Source organism: Rhizobium leguminosarum (assembly GCF_010668065.1).
GTDB lineage: Bacteria > Pseudomonadota > Alphaproteobacteria > Rhizobiales > Rhizobiaceae > Rhizobium > Rhizobium leguminosarum_S.
Genome location: NZ_WUEN01000004.1, coordinates 329,078 through 344,427 on the forward strand (window position 1 = coordinate 329,078; position 15,350 = coordinate 344,427).

Annotated in this window: 17 protein-coding genes; 10 read left to right on the plus strand and 7 right to left on the minus strand. The window is 61.1% G+C overall.

Annotated elements, in window-relative coordinates:
* Nucleotides 1-67: 67 nt before the first annotated feature.
* Nucleotides 68-721, plus strand: coding sequence for an O-methyltransferase (locus tag GR198_RS13730; RefSeq protein ID WP_029870567.1), 654 nt, complete (start codon nt 68-70; stop codon nt 719-721).
* A 67-nt stretch (nt 722-788) separates the two neighbouring features.
* Here GR198_RS13730 and GR198_RS13735 read toward each other — a convergent pair whose 3' ends face one another.
* Nucleotides 789-1,409 carry a TetR/AcrR family transcriptional regulator gene (locus GR198_RS13735; RefSeq protein ID WP_029870566.1) on the minus strand — a complete coding sequence of 207 codons (621 nt, stop codon included), beginning with the start codon at nt 1,407-1,409 and terminating at the stop codon, nt 789-791.
* A 134-nt stretch (nt 1,410-1,543) separates the two neighbouring features.
* On the opposite strand from GR198_RS13735, the gene GR198_RS13740 reads away from it, so the two are divergent.
* Nucleotides 1,544-2,575, plus strand: a complete 1,032-nt coding sequence (locus GR198_RS13740) for an aldo/keto reductase (protein ID WP_164022501.1) — start codon at nt 1,544-1,546, stop codon at nt 2,573-2,575.
* A 149-nt stretch (nt 2,576-2,724) separates the two neighbouring features.
* Here GR198_RS13740 and GR198_RS13745 read toward each other — a convergent pair whose 3' ends face one another.
* Nucleotides 2,725-3,600 (minus strand): bifunctional helix-turn-helix transcriptional regulator/GNAT family N-acetyltransferase, encoded by an 876-nt coding sequence (locus tag GR198_RS13745; RefSeq protein ID WP_029870564.1) that lies wholly within the window; start codon nt 3,598-3,600, stop codon nt 2,725-2,727.
* A 63-nt stretch (nt 3,601-3,663) separates the two neighbouring features.
* On the opposite strand from GR198_RS13745, the gene GR198_RS13750 reads away from it, so the two are divergent.
* Nucleotides 3,664-4,560: a hypothetical protein gene (locus GR198_RS13750; protein ID WP_204337109.1), complete on the plus strand. Its 897-nt coding sequence runs from the start codon at nt 3,664-3,666 to the stop codon at nt 4,558-4,560.
* A 192-nt stretch (nt 4,561-4,752) separates the two neighbouring features.
* On the opposite strand, the gene GR198_RS13755 is transcribed toward GR198_RS13750, so the two are convergent.
* Nucleotides 4,753-5,220, minus strand: a complete 468-nt coding sequence (locus tag GR198_RS13755) for an Lrp/AsnC family transcriptional regulator (protein ID WP_029870562.1) — start codon at nt 5,218-5,220, stop codon at nt 4,753-4,755.
* A gap of 124 nt (nt 5,221-5,344) precedes the next feature.
* Here GR198_RS13755 and GR198_RS13760 point away from each other — a divergent pair, with 124 nt between their 5' ends.
* Nucleotides 5,345-6,556 carry an argininosuccinate synthase gene (locus GR198_RS13760; protein ID WP_029870561.1) on the plus strand — a complete coding sequence of 404 codons (1,212 nt, stop codon included), beginning with the start codon at nt 5,345-5,347 and terminating at the stop codon, nt 6,554-6,556.
* Nucleotides 6,557-6,901: 345 nt separating this feature from the next.
* On the plus strand, nt 6,902-7,075 hold the full coding sequence (locus tag GR198_RS35385) for a hypothetical protein (RefSeq protein ID WP_172643789.1): 174 nt from the start codon (nt 6,902-6,904) through the stop codon (nt 7,073-7,075).
* A gap of 35 nt (nt 7,076-7,110) precedes the next feature.
* On the opposite strand, the gene GR198_RS13765 is transcribed toward GR198_RS35385, so the two are convergent.
* Nucleotides 7,111-7,494 (minus strand): VOC family protein, encoded by a 384-nt coding sequence (locus GR198_RS13765; protein ID WP_029870560.1) that lies wholly within the window; start codon nt 7,492-7,494, stop codon nt 7,111-7,113.
* Between the two features lie 212 nt (nt 7,495-7,706).
* On the opposite strand from GR198_RS13765, the gene ubiA reads away from it, so the two are divergent.
* From ubiA to GR198_RS13780, 3 genes are all read left to right on the plus strand, one after another.
* Complete coding sequence (gene ubiA / locus GR198_RS13770; protein WP_029870559.1) at nt 7,707-8,621, plus strand: 4-hydroxybenzoate octaprenyltransferase; 915 nt, start codon at nt 7,707-7,709, stop codon at nt 8,619-8,621.
* Nucleotides 8,622-8,643: 22 nt separating this feature from the next.
* On the plus strand, nt 8,644-9,420 hold the full coding sequence (locus GR198_RS13775; RefSeq protein ID WP_029870558.1) for a phosphodiester glycosidase family protein: 777 nt from the start codon (nt 8,644-8,646) through the stop codon (nt 9,418-9,420).
* A 241-nt stretch (nt 9,421-9,661) separates the two neighbouring features.
* Nucleotides 9,662-10,288 (plus strand): family 16 glycoside hydrolase, encoded by a 627-nt coding sequence (locus GR198_RS13780; RefSeq protein ID WP_029870557.1) that lies wholly within the window; start codon nt 9,662-9,664, stop codon nt 10,286-10,288.
* Nucleotides 10,289-10,356: 68 nt separating this feature from the next.
* Here the strand turns inward: GR198_RS13780 and GR198_RS13785 are convergent, their stop codons facing one another.
* The 3 genes from GR198_RS13785 to GR198_RS13795 form a co-directional block, all read right to left on the minus strand.
* The gene (locus GR198_RS13785; protein ID WP_029870555.1) at nt 10,357-10,953 is read right to left on the minus strand and encodes a demethoxyubiquinone hydroxylase family protein; all 597 of its coding nucleotides are present in this window, start codon (nt 10,951-10,953) and stop codon (nt 10,357-10,359) included.
* 140 nt (nt 10,954-11,093) lie between these two features.
* Entirely contained in the window at nt 11,094-12,974 is a 1,881-nt protein-coding gene (locus GR198_RS13790) for an ABC transporter ATP-binding protein (protein ID WP_029870554.1), read from the minus strand.
* 171 nt (nt 12,975-13,145) lie between these two features.
* Nucleotides 13,146-13,712 carry a YybH family protein gene (locus GR198_RS13795; RefSeq protein ID WP_029870553.1) on the minus strand — a complete coding sequence of 189 codons (567 nt, stop codon included), beginning with the start codon at nt 13,710-13,712 and terminating at the stop codon, nt 13,146-13,148.
* Between the two features lie 88 nt (nt 13,713-13,800).
* On the opposite strand from GR198_RS13795, the gene GR198_RS13800 reads away from it, so the two are divergent.
* Nucleotides 13,801-14,772 carry a LysR family transcriptional regulator gene (locus tag GR198_RS13800; RefSeq protein ID WP_050573638.1) on the plus strand — a complete coding sequence of 324 codons (972 nt, stop codon included), beginning with the start codon at nt 13,801-13,803 and terminating at the stop codon, nt 14,770-14,772.
* A 106-nt stretch (nt 14,773-14,878) separates the two neighbouring features.
* Nucleotides 14,879-15,280: a GFA family protein gene (locus GR198_RS13805; RefSeq protein WP_029870551.1), complete on the plus strand. Its 402-nt coding sequence runs from the start codon at nt 14,879-14,881 to the stop codon at nt 15,278-15,280.
* Nucleotides 15,281-15,350: the final 70 nt, after the last annotated feature.

Genomic DNA, 15,350 nt, shown 5'->3' on the forward strand with positions numbered 1-15,350 from the left:
TAGCAGATGCGACGAATTACTCGTATTTTTCGCTCCACACAAGAACCTGTCACCAAGGAGATTTTACATGACGACATTGACCACCGCGCCGCTGGCGCCCCTGCTCAACGGCCTGTTCGAAGAGGCCGCCACGGCGACGAGCCCGGCAATGTCGGGCCTGTCAGGCGACGAGCGGATGCGCCTGATCGGCAGCAAGACCGAATATCTCGACCTTTACGGACGCTTGAAGGATCTTTGGCTTCCCGTCTCCAGGGAGGCCGGCGCCCTGCTCTACATGCTGGCGCGAAGCAGCAGCGCACGAACGATCGTCGAATTCGGTACATCCTTCGGCATCTCGACCCTCCATCTGGCGGCCGCGCTGCGCGACAATGGCGGTGGCCGGCTGATCACCAGCGAGTTCGAGCCGTCGAAGCTGGCTCGCGCCCGCGCCAACCTGACGGCCGGCGGCCTCATCGATCTCGTCGAGATCCGCGAAGGCGACGCCCTTAAGACTCTGAGTAAGGATCTCCCGGAAACGATCGACCTGCTGTTCCTCGACGGCGCCAAGGCGCTCTATCGCGATATCCTGGAACTGGTGGAAGACCGCCTGAGGCCTGGCGCCCTCATCATCGCCGACAATGCCGACCTCTGCCCGGAATACCTCGCCCGCGTACGCTCGCCTGCAGCCGGCTACCTCTCGACACCATTCGAAGAGGATATCGAACTGTCGATGCGGACTTGAAGCCAAGTTCGTTGCCCGGCCGAGCGCGCGTGCCGGCCGGGCAATGGCCTGTTTCATTGTCGGAGCTTCACCGCTGTACAGCGCCGTAGCGCAGCCCGTCGACCAGCAGGGAAACCATACGCCGGGCATGTTCTGACCCTTGGGCGTAGGCGTGCATGCTGAGGCTTGCGGCCGCATTCAAAAGATCCTCGGCGGCGATATCGGTGCGGACCTCGCCGGCGGCAGCGGCGGCGTCGAGAAGCGAGCGAAGAGCCGGCTGCAGCCGCTGCTGGAAGTAGGCGGGCAAGGCATCGAAGGCTGGGTTGCCGGAGTGCAGGGCCGCCGCAAGCCCGCGCTTTGCCGCGATGAAATCGACGAAACGCTGCATCCATCTGGCCAGCGCTTCGCCCGGCGTATGTTCGGCGGCAAGGATCGGCGCAGCGTCAGCGCAGGCGTCGATTTCGCGGCGGAAGACGGCAACGACGAGGTCGGAACGCTCGGGAAAATGCCGGTAAACGGTGCCGATGCCGACGCCGGCCTTCTCCGCGATCTCACGCACCGGGGCATCAACGCCGGAGGTCGCAAACACCGTCAATGCCGCCTGAAGCAGCCCGTCGAGATTGCGCTTGGCGTCCGCGCGCACACGCCTGTCCGCCCTTTCCCCGGGCTTCAGGCCGTCCTCCTGTTCTTTTCTGTCGTCGCTCATCATTCACTCACTTGCAAAACGGAACATTGTTCCGTATATAAACGGAATACGGTTCCGTTTATGCAAGTTAACACAGCGCGACGATGTTGGCCACATCGATGCGCACGAAGTTCGTCTCCCAATAAAAGGAACAGACCATGCAATACCGCACGCTTGGAAGAACCGGCATCAAGGTCAGCCCCTATTGCCTCGGCGCGATGATGTTTGGCGCCGCCGGCAATCCTGACCACGAGGATTCGATCCGGATCATCCACAAGGCTCTCGATGCCGGCATCAACTTCATCGATACCGCAGATATCTACAGCCGCGGAGAATCCGAGGAGATCGTCGGCAAGGCGCTCAAGGGCCGGCGCGACGACGTCGTGCTTGCCACCAAGGCACATCTGCCGATGGGCGACGACCCGAACCGACAGGGCAATTCGCGCCGCTGGTTGGTCCGGGCGGTCGAGGATTCGCTCCGTCGCCTGCAGACCGACCATATCGATCTCTACCTGATCCACCGGCCGGCACCCGATACCGACATCGAGGAGACGCTGTCGGCCCTCACCGACATGATGCGGGCGGGCAAGGTGCGTGCCGTGGGATCGTCGACCTTCCCCGTCTCGGAAATTATCGAGGCGCAATGGGTTTCCGAGCGCCGCGGGTTGGCACGTTTCCGCACCGAGCAGCCGCCCTATTCAATCCTCAACCGCAGCATCGAACGCGAGGTGCTGCCCGCCTGCGAGCGTTACGGAATGGGCGCGATGGTGTGGAGCCCGCTGGCGATGGGCATGCTCACCGGCAAATACCGCAAGGGCGCCCCGCAACCCGACAGCGCCCGCGCCAAACGCTTCCCCAGGCAGATGAACGACGAGCGCCGGCTGGACGCGGTCGAACGGCTCATCCCGCTCGCCCAGCAGGCAGGGCTCTCGCTGGCGCACATGGCGATGGCCTTCACCATCGCCCATCCCGCCGTCACCTCGGCGATCATCGGCCCGCGCACGATGGAGCACTTCGACGATCTGCTTGCCGGCGCCGGGGTGAGCCTGACGGACGAAATCCTCGACCGGATCGACGCGATCGTCCCCCCCGGCACCGACACCGGCCCTTTGGAGGCGGCCTATAACCCACCTGCGGTAACGCAGCCGAACCTGCGCCGCCGCCCGATAACGGACCGCTTCGCCGCCTGACCGGCAGGGGGTGAGGCCCGGTCCTGTGAAGCAGGAGCGATCGATCCAGTGAACCGATCGCAGGGCCGAACGCCCTGAGCCATGCGAAGGGCCGGGCAGCGGCGACCCCCTTACCTCCCTCATTCCCGTGCTCGTCACAGGAAGAGAGCTTAAAGGCGTTTCTCAAAGAACGTGTCCGGGTATGGATCGTCATTGAAACGGTCGATCTCACTCCAGCCAGTTCCGCGATAAAGCTGTGTTGCCTCGGGTAGCGCGCTATTCGTATCCAGACGCAGGAGCTTGATGGATAACTCGCGGGCGATGTTCTCGGCGGCCGTCATAAGGCGCCTTGCGAGCCCAAGGCCGCGCGCGGATGGGGCGACCCAGAGCCTTTTGATCTCCGCGACCTCGCCGCCATTGCCCTTCAGCCCGACACAGCCGATCGGCAGGCCATCCGACATGGCCACCAGGAACGCACCGCGCGGGCGGATCATATCCCTGGCGTCAGGATCGCGAGAAAGCGATACATCGAAACCCTTCTCGAAGCGGCGTGCGAGTTCGCCATAGTATTCGCGGAGACAATAGCTGGCGTCCTCGTGCTGCGGGTCTTTCTGCTCGAGCACGATCTGCTCACGCCTCAGCGAAGAAGCGACGATATCCATGGCGCGCAGCAGTTCGTCCTGGCGGCTATGGCGCGCCAGAAACGATTTCGCCTGCGCATTGGAAAGCGCTTCATAAGCCTGAAACTCGGAGCGGCCGGTTTCGGTCAACCTGGCAATGCGGCGGCGCGCGTCCTGAGGGTTCGGTAGCGTCTCGATGAGACCCTCCTCTTCCAGACTGCGCAGCAGACGGCTCATCAGCCCCGAGTCGAGAACGAGATAATCGCGGATCACCGCAACATCCGTTTGTCCCCGGCCGATCGAATTGAGAACGCGGGCTGCGCCCAGCGGACGGCCGCGTCCGAGGAAAGACGTATCGAGAGCACCGACTTCGGAGGTGACGGCACGGTTGAAGCGACGGACACGAGCGACTGGATCGTAGGTCATATTACCTGACTTTAGTCAGATAATTGATCCTGTCAATTCGGAGCACTCAAAGGAAGGGCATAAATGAGCCGCGCACTTCCCCGCCATCCGCCTCGCGCAGCAGCGTCGCCTCGCCTATGGGAACGACAACGTCCGCAAGGCCTTCCCGTGTTCCGTTTTGCCCTTCACGCCCTGATCGTTCTCATCCTGACGCTGCTGACGCAGATCGGCGGCATCGCCTATCTCGTGGCGCTGGCCGCATCGCGCGGCTGGGGCTTCTGGCGGCTTCCGGCAAAGTTTGCAATCTTTCTGCTTTGCTATGCCGGCGCCACCTTTACCGCGAGCCTCGCCGCGCCGATCTTCGGGCGGGTTCCCCTCTCCTGCGTCGCCGACGCTGCAGACAGGCTCGTGGTCCGCTCCCCGATCTATTGCCTGCTGAACCGCAACTACGTCACCCCAGACGTGCGCGATCTCGCAAAGGCGCTTGCCGCCCACATGGACAAGGAATTCCCCGGAACCGTCACCGTCGCGCTGGATGCGAATTTCCCCTTAGTGAACGGCTTTCCGCTGCTGCCGCATCTGTCGCATGCCGATGGCAAAAAGCTAGACTTCGCCTATTATTACAAGGATGCCGACGGTGCCTTCCTGAATGGCGCCACCCGCTCCCCGATCGGCTATTTCGCCTTCGAGCAACCCGCCCCCGGCGACGAACTGCCATGCGAAGGGCGCAACGACTGGCTCACCACCCGCTGGAACTTCGATGCGCTGCAGCCTCTGTTTCCTGCCTATCGGATCGAGGAGCAGCGCACATCGGCTGCGATCGGCTGGCTGACGAGCGAAGGCGTTGCGCGCTTCGGCCTGCAGAAGATCTTCATCGAGCCGCATCTGAAGAACGCGCTCGGCATCACCGACAGCCATATCCGCTTTCAAGGCTGCCGCGCCGCACGCCACGACGACCATATTCATATCCAGGTCGAGTGATCCTCTCGCCCCGCCCAGTCCTTCGCCCTCCTCGGCACCCTCCTCGGCGCCTTCACCATCGCCATCGGCGTCGGCCCGCAAACCACGCTCGACTCACCCATGCCGTGATGATGCTGCTCCTGGTCACAGGCCTGGTCTGGCTGGCAAGGAACCGGAAGGCCTCTCCCCGGGATAAGGATCGAGCCACGACGCCTATCTCAACGGCAGCTCGAAGCTTCGCTTCAGCGTCTCCATCGGCACGTCGGTTTTGACGCTGAGGACGCTCGGAATGCGGGTCAGGTGATCGGCCTGAAAACGCCAGTAGCTATGCAGATCGGCGCTGACGATCCGAAGCACGGCATCACATTCTCCTGTCGTCAGGTAGCATTCCATCACCTCGGGAAACCGCCTGACGGCTTCGGCGAAGCGGAGCGTGACCTCGGCATCCTGGGTCTTGAACCAGACGCGGGCAAAAACCGTCAGCCCCGCCCCGACCTTTGCAGGGTCCAGCACGGCAACGTAGCGATCGATGATCCCGGCCTCTTCCAGGAGCCGGACGCGACGCAGGCACGGCGAAGGCGACAGCCCTACCTCCCTCGCCAGATCGACATTCGAAATACGCCCGTCACGCTGAAGTACGCGCAGGATATGGCGGTCGATCGCGTCCGGGATGACTGGCATTTCATAGCTCCAATTCATGCTGAAATAGCATGATATGCCAAACTTTTGCAATTTTACGGATGTTTCGCAAGCTCATTGCGCAGAGCTTGGCCTATCGTTCCAGCATCGAGATGGAGATGGGTAAATGACGAAGATAGAGAAAATTGTGCTTTCTTATTCGGGTGGGCTGGATACCTCGATCATCCTCAAATGGTTGCAGGAAACCTACGGATGTGAGGTGGTGACGTTCACCGCCGATCTCGGCCAGGGCGAGGAGCTCGAGCCGGCGCGCGCCAAGGCGGAGATGTCAGGGGTCAAGGACATCCGTATCGTCGATCTGCGCGAGGAGTTCGTCCGCGATTTCGTCTTTCCAATGCTGCGGGCGAACGCGCTCTATGAGGGGCAATATCTGCTGGGCACTTCCATCGCACGGCCGCTGATTGCCAGGCATCTGGTTGGCCTAGCCCGGGAGGTCGGCGCCGATGCCGTTGCCCACGGCGCGACCGGCAAGGGCAATGATCAGATCCGGTTCGAACTGGCGGTCAATGCGCTCGACCCGTCGATCAAGGTCATCGCGCCCTGGCGCCAATGGAACATCCGCTCCCGCATGCAGCTTCTGGAATATGCCGAGAAGCATCGGATCCCGGTGCCGAGCGACAAGCGCGGTGAGGCGCCGTTCTCGATCGACGCCAACCTGCTGCACACCTCGACCGAAGGCAAGAGTCTCGAAAATCCGGCGGAGGTCGCGCCCGATCATGTCTATCAGCGCACGGTCGATCCCGTCGACGCGCCCGACACGCCTGAGATCATCACCGTTGGTTTCGAGAGGGGCGATCCGGTTTCGGTGAACGGCAAGGCCATGACGCCGGCCGCATTGCTGACCGAACTCAATGGGCTGGGCGGCCGGCATGGCGTCGGGCGGCTCGATCTCGTTGAAAACCGCTTCATCGGCATGAAGTCGAGGGGAATTTACGAAACGCCGGGAGGCACGATCCTGCTCGCAGCCCATCGCGGCATTGAATCGATCACGCTCGACCGCGCCGCCGCCCATCTGAAGGATGAAATCATGCCCCGCTACGCCGAGCTGATCTACAACGGCTTCTGGTTCGCGCCCGAGCGGGAAATGCTGCAAGCCCTGATCGACCACAGCCAGGCTTTCGTCAGCGGCGAAGTGACGCTCAGGCTCTACAAGGGAAGCGCCTCGGTTATCTCCCGCGCCTCCCCCTGCTCCCTCTACTCCGCCGACCTCGTCACCTTCGAAGAAAGCACCATCGCCTTCGATCATCACGACGCGGAAGGTTTCATCAGGCTCAACGGATTGCGGCTCAGGAGCTGGGCCGCCCGCAACGGCAGATGACCGCCCGATCTTACGTCAGCCAGCGCACTCAACGCTCGACGCTCCAAACGCCTTTACTTCGACCGGCAGGAACCGGACGAAACGAGCGGTTCGGATCCCAATAAGCTGCGAGGGTCAGATGGGCGGATAGGTCAATGCCCGCATTGACGGCATCTTCCCTCGCGGTTGGCCGAAGCAGTCCAGGCATCCATGGAGAAGCCCCGAATCCAATTTCAAACGATTTTAAAATAGCCACTCCGAAAGCTAATCGATTTTAATTTTATCGTTAAAATTTTCTTGTTGCGGCGCAAAAGAATTTAGACATTAATTTTTGCAGATGCTCAGTTTATTCGTTGGAGAACTCGCATGACTGTGACATTTCCGCTAACCGAAAAGCGCGACGCCGAGACATTGCTGAGACACTTGACGTCGCACAATCTCAGCGTTCCGGGAAACTGCGTCGTGTCGCTCAAGGCGCACGTCGCCCAGGTCTCATCCTCCCATACGACCGCGCTCGGCACCGCCCGTACCGCCTGGTAGTCCCGAGACGTCGAATTGCGGCAATCAAACTGGCCTCAGCCGTCGTAGACGACAGCAATCTTGTTCCCAGCCGGGTCGCGCACGTAAGCGGAATACCAGTTCGGCCCGTAGTGCGGACGTAGACCGGGCGCGCCGTCGTCCGCTCCGCCATTTGTCATGGCCGCATCGTAAAAAGCGTCCACCTCGGCATGGGACTTGGCCATGAAACCAACCATCGAGCCATTTCCGGCGCTCGCCGGCTCGCCGTTGATCGGTTTGCAAACCCATAGAACGAAACCGTCGCCCTTCCCGCCTTCGGAATAGGCGCTCCATCCGGGAAATTCCCGATGTTTGCTCCATCCGATCGTTGCCAAGGTCGCATCATAAAACCCATTCGATTTGACGGAATCGATTGCACCGACTGTTGCGTAGACACTCATGATCTTCCTTCCCTGCTCCAAGATCGCAAGAATCCATATCGCAAGCATGTGAACACAACAAGAACAGGTAGCTGCATTTCCCGCGGAAGGTCAGCGACCAATCGCAGCGGATGGTTATTGCCGTGTCTGCAAAAATTCCTATTCTGGGCAGCGCCGATGGCGACAAAAACCTGAGGCTTCACGGCTATTTATGACAGGAAATTTGGATCATCATGACGATTGTGAGCCGCCCTGATCTCAGCGATATCCACCGTGGCGACTGGGTGGATCGCCGGTTGCCGGCCGCATGGCGGCCATATACGCGGTTGGCGCGGCTGGATCGCCCGGTCGGAATATGGCTCACGCTTTTCCCCTGCTGGGCCGCCCTGATCCAGGCATCGCACGGTCTCCCAGACCTCAGATGCCTCGCCATCTTCTCTCTCGGCGCCTTGCTGATGAGAAGCGCAGGCACCACCGTCAACGACATCGCCGATCGGAAGTTTGACGGCCATGTCGAGCGGACCCGCTTTCGGCCTTTGGCAAGCGGAGAAATCGCCATGCTGCCGGCCTTTGTCTTTTTGACCATTCAGCTTGCGCTTGCCGCTTTGCTTCTGTTTTTCCTGACGCCCTACACGCGCCTCATCGCGATATGTGTCCTGCCGCTCGTCCTCGTCTATCCGCTCTGCAAGCGCTTCACCCACTGGCCCCAGGCCGTCCTGGGCGCGGCGTTCAACTGGGGGATGCTGATGGCATGGGCCGAGGCTACAGGACATATCCCGGCTGGCGCCGTGCTGATGTGGGCCGGGGCCATCGCCTGGCAGATTGGCTATGATACGATCTATGCCTATGTCGATCTGAAGGACGACGCCCGCCTTGGCCTGAAATCGACGGCAATCCTGTTCGGCCGGCACGGCAAGGCCCTGATCGGCCTGTTCTATGCTCTGGCGGTCGGCGCGTGGTCACTCGGAGGCTGGCTATTGGAAATGTCGCCGCCTTATGCGATCGGAATGCTGGCAATCGCCGTCCATCTTGCCTGGCAGACACAGCGGATCGATCTTGCCCGCCCGGAGGTGAATTATCGCCTGTTCCTGGCGAATATCTTGACCGGGGTATTGCTCGCCTGCACGGCTTTGTCAGGCACATGGTAAGCAGCGCGAGGACGTGGCACAGATGACCTATCTCAAACATCCCGTGCTCGCGGCCGCCATAACGCTGGCAGCAATGATGACATCCCTGCATCAGGCGCATGCCGAACAATGTGAGCAGGAAAGCTTCGAAGAGGCAAAATACGTCGTCTGCACGCTGGAACCGGGCAAAGCCGACCTGCGATTGTTCTGGAAGAATGCCGACGGCGCGCCATACCGCACTTTTTCAAGCCTTGCCGAAGCCGTTCGCGCCGAGGGGCGAACGCTGACTTTCGCCGTCAACGCCGGGATGTACCGGGCCGATTTTTCGCCGATGGGACTTTACGTCGAGAACGCCAGGGAATTGCAGCCCGCCAATACGACAAAGGCCGAAAGCTCCTCGGGCCAGGTACCGAATTTCTATAAGAAGCCGAACGGCGTATTCTTTCTGGGTGAAGCAGGCGCCGGGATACTCCCGACCGATGAATTTCTGAAGCGTCGGCCCAAGGTGCTGTTCGCCACTCAGTCCGGCCCGATGCTCGTCATCGCCAACAAGCTGAACCCGATCTTCATCGTCGGCTCGACAGACCGGACCCGCCGCAGCGGTGTCGGAACCTGCGAGCGCGGCGCAGTTCGTTTCGCGATCAGCGAAGACGGGGTGAATTTCCACGATTTCGCACGCCTCTTCCGCGACCACCTGAAATGCCCCGATGCCTTGTTTCTCGACGGCGGACGAGGTGTCGGACTTTACAATCCTGAAATGGGCCGTAACGACTGGTCCTGGCACGGCGGCTACGGCCCTATCTTTGGGCTTGTCGAATAGCGCATGAGGGAGTCGTCTTCATCAAAGCCCGCGATCCCGTCAGCGGGCCTTTGGATCTGGCCGGACGCGGAGCGGCCGCTGTTCCGCCCGATATGCAAACAAAATCTGGAAGAGGCGCTTTGAAAATCAATTGCGGCAATCGCTACGATCCTATGTCTTTCTTTGCGCGGCGATTCTAACGTCGATCGGCTGATCGATTGGAAGTCCTCAGGAGGAGATGAGTGTGAGTGATCCAGCTTCGATGATCCTTGTTCTCGCCACGGTGCCACAGGGTTCCAAAGCAAGATCAGTCGAGGTCGCGACGGCAGACAAGGTCGGACGGACGGCTCTGAGCGTGACGTTCGATGAGCGCACGGCCCGAGGCACCCCGAATATCGACTACATCGACATGCCGACGTTTCTCGAACTGCCGATCGAGTTTGAGAACGGCGAGATTTCGGTCGACATCCTGGGCGAGCTCCGAGCAGATGCGCCCGACTACGCAAGAGCATTCGCCGGGGTCGCCTATCGCATAACCGAAATCGGATTCGAAGCCGTTTACCTAAGGCCTCTGAATGGTCTCCGGCTTGAGCCTAATCCTCCGCGCTCGCGTCGGGCCGTCCAGTATTTCTCCTATCCTGATTGGCGGTTCGAGCGTCTGCGCGAGGAATATCCAGACGGACGCTATGAGGCCGGAGCCGATATCAGACCCGGCGAATGGATAGAGTTGACACTTCGGATTCAGGATGATCACGTCGCAGCGTCCGTAAACGGCGAGACGGTTCTGGAGATAACGAAGGCCAAGTCACCGCCTTCGGCCGGCCGCATCGGCCTGTTCGTCGACATCGGAACGCAGGCCTATTTCTCAAACTTGAGGATAAGTTCCTAATTCATGTGAGCCAGCCGTCATCCGATCACAGCAAGACCCGGCGGCGGAAGCCGCCGTCCTCCACAAAGCTAGCTCCTCCCCGCACGCACCATTTCGGCGCGCATCCAACTCGAATCTCCCCATGTGGAGAGCCAGATCATTAAATCGGTAAGGGAACCAACGACGGGCAAGAGCAGGGCGTGGCTGAGGCCCCGCCCTTTCTGGCTGTTTTCGGCCGTCCTGAGATGCGCCAGTTCCTGTTCCTGGATCGACGCGATGAGGGCATGAAGCCCGGGATCGCGCTGCGGAAGGAAAGCCAGCTGGTCTTCGAGATGGCGATGGACCGTGCTTTCGACCGCCTCGGTGCAAATCCAGATCATGTTGCGCCCGCCGAGCGCCGTCAGAAATCCGAGGGCAGAACCGCCGAGGCTCCAGAATGACATGACACGGCAGGGCTTGGCGCTCCTTGCAGGCATCGCCTCGCGAAAAAGGCGGCAATGGTCGATCTCGTCCCGACGCATCTCTTCAAGCGCCGGCACGATGTCGGGGAACAGCCGCCGGGCCACCAGGATCTGGGCGCCATAAATTCTGATAGCACCGAACTCGCCCGCATGGTTGACCTTCAAGATACGACGGATGGTGACATCGGGGTCGCGCCTGCCCGACCTGCTCGACGGATTCATCATGACCAGCCTGCCCCCGATTCCCTTGCCGGCAATAAGCAGGACGGTCGCCGCCATCGTCAAGGGGCGCGGCGATGGAGAAGGTCCCGGCCGCCTGCTCCTAGTCCGCTGATGTTATCCCAATTTACGTGAGGACCAGCCACTCAGGTCGCAGACGAGATCGGCAAGGGTTCGTCGATCTCTTCGGGAATAAAGCCGCCGGTCTGGCGTTTCCACAAGCGGGCAAATAGGCCGTCTTGTTCGACCAGTTCGTCCGGCCTGCCCTCCTCCACGATGCGCCCATGATCGAGCACGACGATCCGGTCCATCTTGGCGATGGTCGACAGGCGGTGGGCGATGGCGATCACCGTCTTTCCCTCCATGACGAGGTTGAGCCTTTCCTGGATGGCGGCTTCGGATTCGCTGTCGAGGGCGGAGGTCGCCTCGTCGAGCACCAGGATCGGCGCGTCCTTCAGGAGAACGCGGGCAATGGCTACGCGCTGGCGCTGGCCGCCTGACAGTTTGACGCCACGGTCGCCGACGAAGGCTTCGTAGCCCTTGCGGCCTTCGCCGTCGGAAAGATCGGCGATGAAGACATCGGCACTCGCCATCTTCGCCACCGCTTCGATCTCGTCCTTCGTCGCCTCCGGCCGGCCGTAACGGATATTGTCGCCGACCGAACGGTGCAGCAGCGCGACGTCCTGCGCGATGACCCCGATGGAGCGGCGCAGGCTCGCCTGGGTGACGGCGCGGATATCCTGCCCGTCGATGAAGATCGCACCATCCTCTATGTCGTAAAAACGCAGCAGCAGGCTCACCAGCGTCGTCTTGCCGGCACCGGAGAGGCCGACGAGCCCTACCTTTTCGCCGGACCGAACCGTCAGCGACAGGTCATCGATAACAGGCTTGCCGGACTTGTAGGCGAAGCGGACATTTTCGAAACGGATTTCACCACGCTCGACCACGAGGTTCTTCGCATCCGTCCGGTCGGTGATAGTGGGCGGTGTCGTCATAACAGGCATGGCATCCTTGATCGTGCCGATCGCCTGGAAGATCTGTTGGCCCATTTGCAGGAAGGTGAAGGTGTGGCCGGACAGCCGTTGGAGGACATAGACGGCGCCGGTAAATTCGCCGATCGTCACGAACCCCTCGACGAGGCCGATAAAGCCGATCGACAGGATGGATAGCCAGTGCAGCACGTTGAGGACGACGACCGTCAGCTCAGCTGTGCGATAAATGCGTTGTTCGCTTTGCTGCGTCTCGATCGACTTGCCGATAATACCGCGGATGGTGCCCGCCTCGCTTTCTTCGGCGGCGAACTGCTTGACCATCTGCATGTTGGTGTAGAGATCGGTGATGGCGCCGGCGATCAGGCTGCGCCGCTTGGCGGAGCGGCGAGCGCGCTCGGTAAAGATCGGTGCCAGCCTGACGGCGAGCAGGACGTTGAGCGTGATCCAGATGACGGTCGGCACGGCGAGTTGCCAGGACAAGGCGCTGAGTAGGATTACGGAGCCCACCATCTGCATCAGGAAGCGTGGAATGGACTGGAAGGCGGAAATGAGTTGCTGCTGGACAGCAGAGGCCACTTGCTGCAGGCGCGAGGCGACCTGGCCGGCGTAGAGATCATGGAAGAAGCCGAGATCCTGCCGCTCCACCGCCTTGTGGCCCTGCCACTGGATGGCGGCCGGCATGCCGATGCCGAGCGTATGCGAAGTCAGCGTGTTGACGAGGAACGAGGCGATCGGGATGGCCGGAAAGAGCAGCAGGCCGAGGAAGGTCAGCAGCGGCCATTCACTCGCCAGGAAAGCGGATGCACCCTGTTGCGTAACACCGTCGACGATGACCGACAGCCCCCAGACAATGCTTAGATTCATGGCCTCGTTCGCCATGGTGCAAAGCGTCACCACAATCAGCACGCCGCGAAACATCGAGATGAAATGCAGGAGCACTGCCACCGGCCCCTTGGACGGCAGTGGCCGGTAGGGAATATCGAGCGGCCGGATCAGGCTTTCGAAAGGACGATAGATCGCATCTGAAATCGACATGGGCCACTCGGATTAAAATCGGGAGGAGGCGTGGACTCAGCTACGCAAGGTCGCAGAAAACCATCTCCAGACTGCAATCTCAATTATAAATTTCAGAAAATCTATGAAAGGGGCGTTGCCGCGAGAGCCGGGGTCCACGGCAAGGCGATCGTTTTCAAATCCGGACGGACATCATTCGCCCCGGGCCAGGGCTGCGGCCTGTTCCAGCGAGATCTTCTCAACCAGGGGATCGGCATGACGGTGGGCGAGCCGCCAATCTGATCCATGCCGGCGATAGACCTGAGTGACGCGCAGCGACCAGTTCTGGTCCGGCAGGCCGCCTACCTCACCATGCTGGCGCTCGATCATCACCAGTACGATCAGGTCGCCGCTGACATAGGACTTTTCCACCTCCAGGGTTCCGCCGCCATTGCGGAAGAACCGGGCGAGCTCAGCCAGATGCTCGGGACTGTCGTCGAAGCCATGGCTGGCGGAACCACCGAAAGGCTGCATCAGGGTGAAATCGTCATCGAGCCGGATGAGGCTCGCCCACCGTGTCATGTCGCCGGCCATAAAAGCCGCCGCCTGTTGTTCTGTGCGGCGGATGATGGCGAGCAATGCCGCATCGGATGCCGGAGCGGCCTGCGCGACGCGCCCTGTTGCGGCGACCGCCATTGCCAGGGTGGCTCGCCGGGAAAGGGTTGCGGCCTCGTGCACGGACTTGTCGCCGCGCGCCGTTTTGTTTTTGAAAGGGGACATTGGATCTTCCTGTCGGTGGCCAGCAATGGCGAGTGATTGTGTTTCCCACTTTTCAGGGTAATGAATCCAATGATATGATTTCAGCAATATGCTGAACCAAATTGATCTATCCAGAATCGACCTCAACCTGCTCGTGCTGTTCGAGACTGTCATGGAGGAACGCCATGTCGGGCGTTCGGGGCAGCGGTTGAACCTCTCGCCTTCGGCGATCAGTCACGGCCTTGGCCGGCTGCGCATGCTGCTGGGTGACCCGCTTTTTCTCAAAACACCGAAGGGCGTCGTTCCGACAGACCGGGCCGAGGAACTTGCAGCACCCATCGCCGATATATTGGCGCGTGTTCGCAGCGTGGTGGCGACAGCGGAGCCAGTCGATCCAGCGCGCTCTCAGCGACGATTTACAATCGGCGCGCCCGATGGTGTTTCGTCTGTGTTTCTGCCGCCGTTGCTCGACCTGTTGGCCAAGTCCGCTCCCGGCATCGCAATCAGCATCCGGCAATTGTTACCCAGACAGGGCGAGCCATCGCCTGATCTGGCTTGGCGCGATGCGTTAGCCGCGTTGGAAGCCCGTGACATGGACATCGCCATCATTCCTCAGGCCGAGTTTCCAGTCCGCTTTGCAAGCCTGCTGCTCTACGAGGAGGATTTTGTCATCGCGGCCCGTCAGGGCCATCCTTTGCTGACAGATCCGACACTGGCCAACTACTGCGCCGCGCACCACCTTGTGGTCTCGCATCTGGGCGATACACATGGCTTTGTCGACAATGTGCTGGCCAGCCATGGATGCTCCAGGCGGGTGGCGCTGACGGTGCCGAACTTCATGTTCGCGCTCGCCGTGCTTGCGGAAACCGACTTTATCTCGGCCTTGCCACGCCGTTTCGTCGAGATGCATGCCACGCGGTTCGGCGTCGTCAGCGTCAATCCTCCCCTGCCACTCGGACGCTTCGCCATAAGCGCGACTGTGCCGAAGGCGGCAATGCGTGACGAAGGCGTGGCCTGGCTCGTAAGGCTCCTGCAGGCATCGCTCGCAGCGGACGTCGGCCCGCGAAAGGTGCGCGCTTGAGCCGCCGATAGCGTAAGTCCCGGCGCCTGGATCGGCCAATTGCGGTCATCGCGCGATTGAGGCAGGATGCCGTCCTTGAATAGCAAACAGGATCGAACCGACGCTCATGCTGACGGGCTCATGTCATTGCGGCAAGGCAAGCTGGACACTCGAAGCTGATCCGGGCTCGATCACCGCCTGCAACTGCACGCTCTGCCGACGCTACGGCACGCTGTGGGCCTATGACTACGAAGGAGAGCGCATCGCTCTCACCGGGGAGACCGCCTCCTACACCCGCGCAGACAGGGACGAGCCGTCTCTCGAAATCTTGTTCTGCCCATCCTGCGCCTGTGTCTTGAGTTGGCGCGGCCTGCGGCTTCCAAAGGATGGCCGCAGGCGCATGGCCGTCAACATGCGGCTTGCGCCGCCGGATCTCGTTCAGCATCTGCCCATCGATCATTTCGACGGCCTGGACACATTTGAAGACCTTCCATCCAAGGGGCGCTGCGTGCGCGATCTCTGGTTCTGAGCCGACTGCGAAGATCGCCACACGGCCGGATCGCGCCAGATGCGAGCCCTGGTAAAAGATCGTTCTGCGC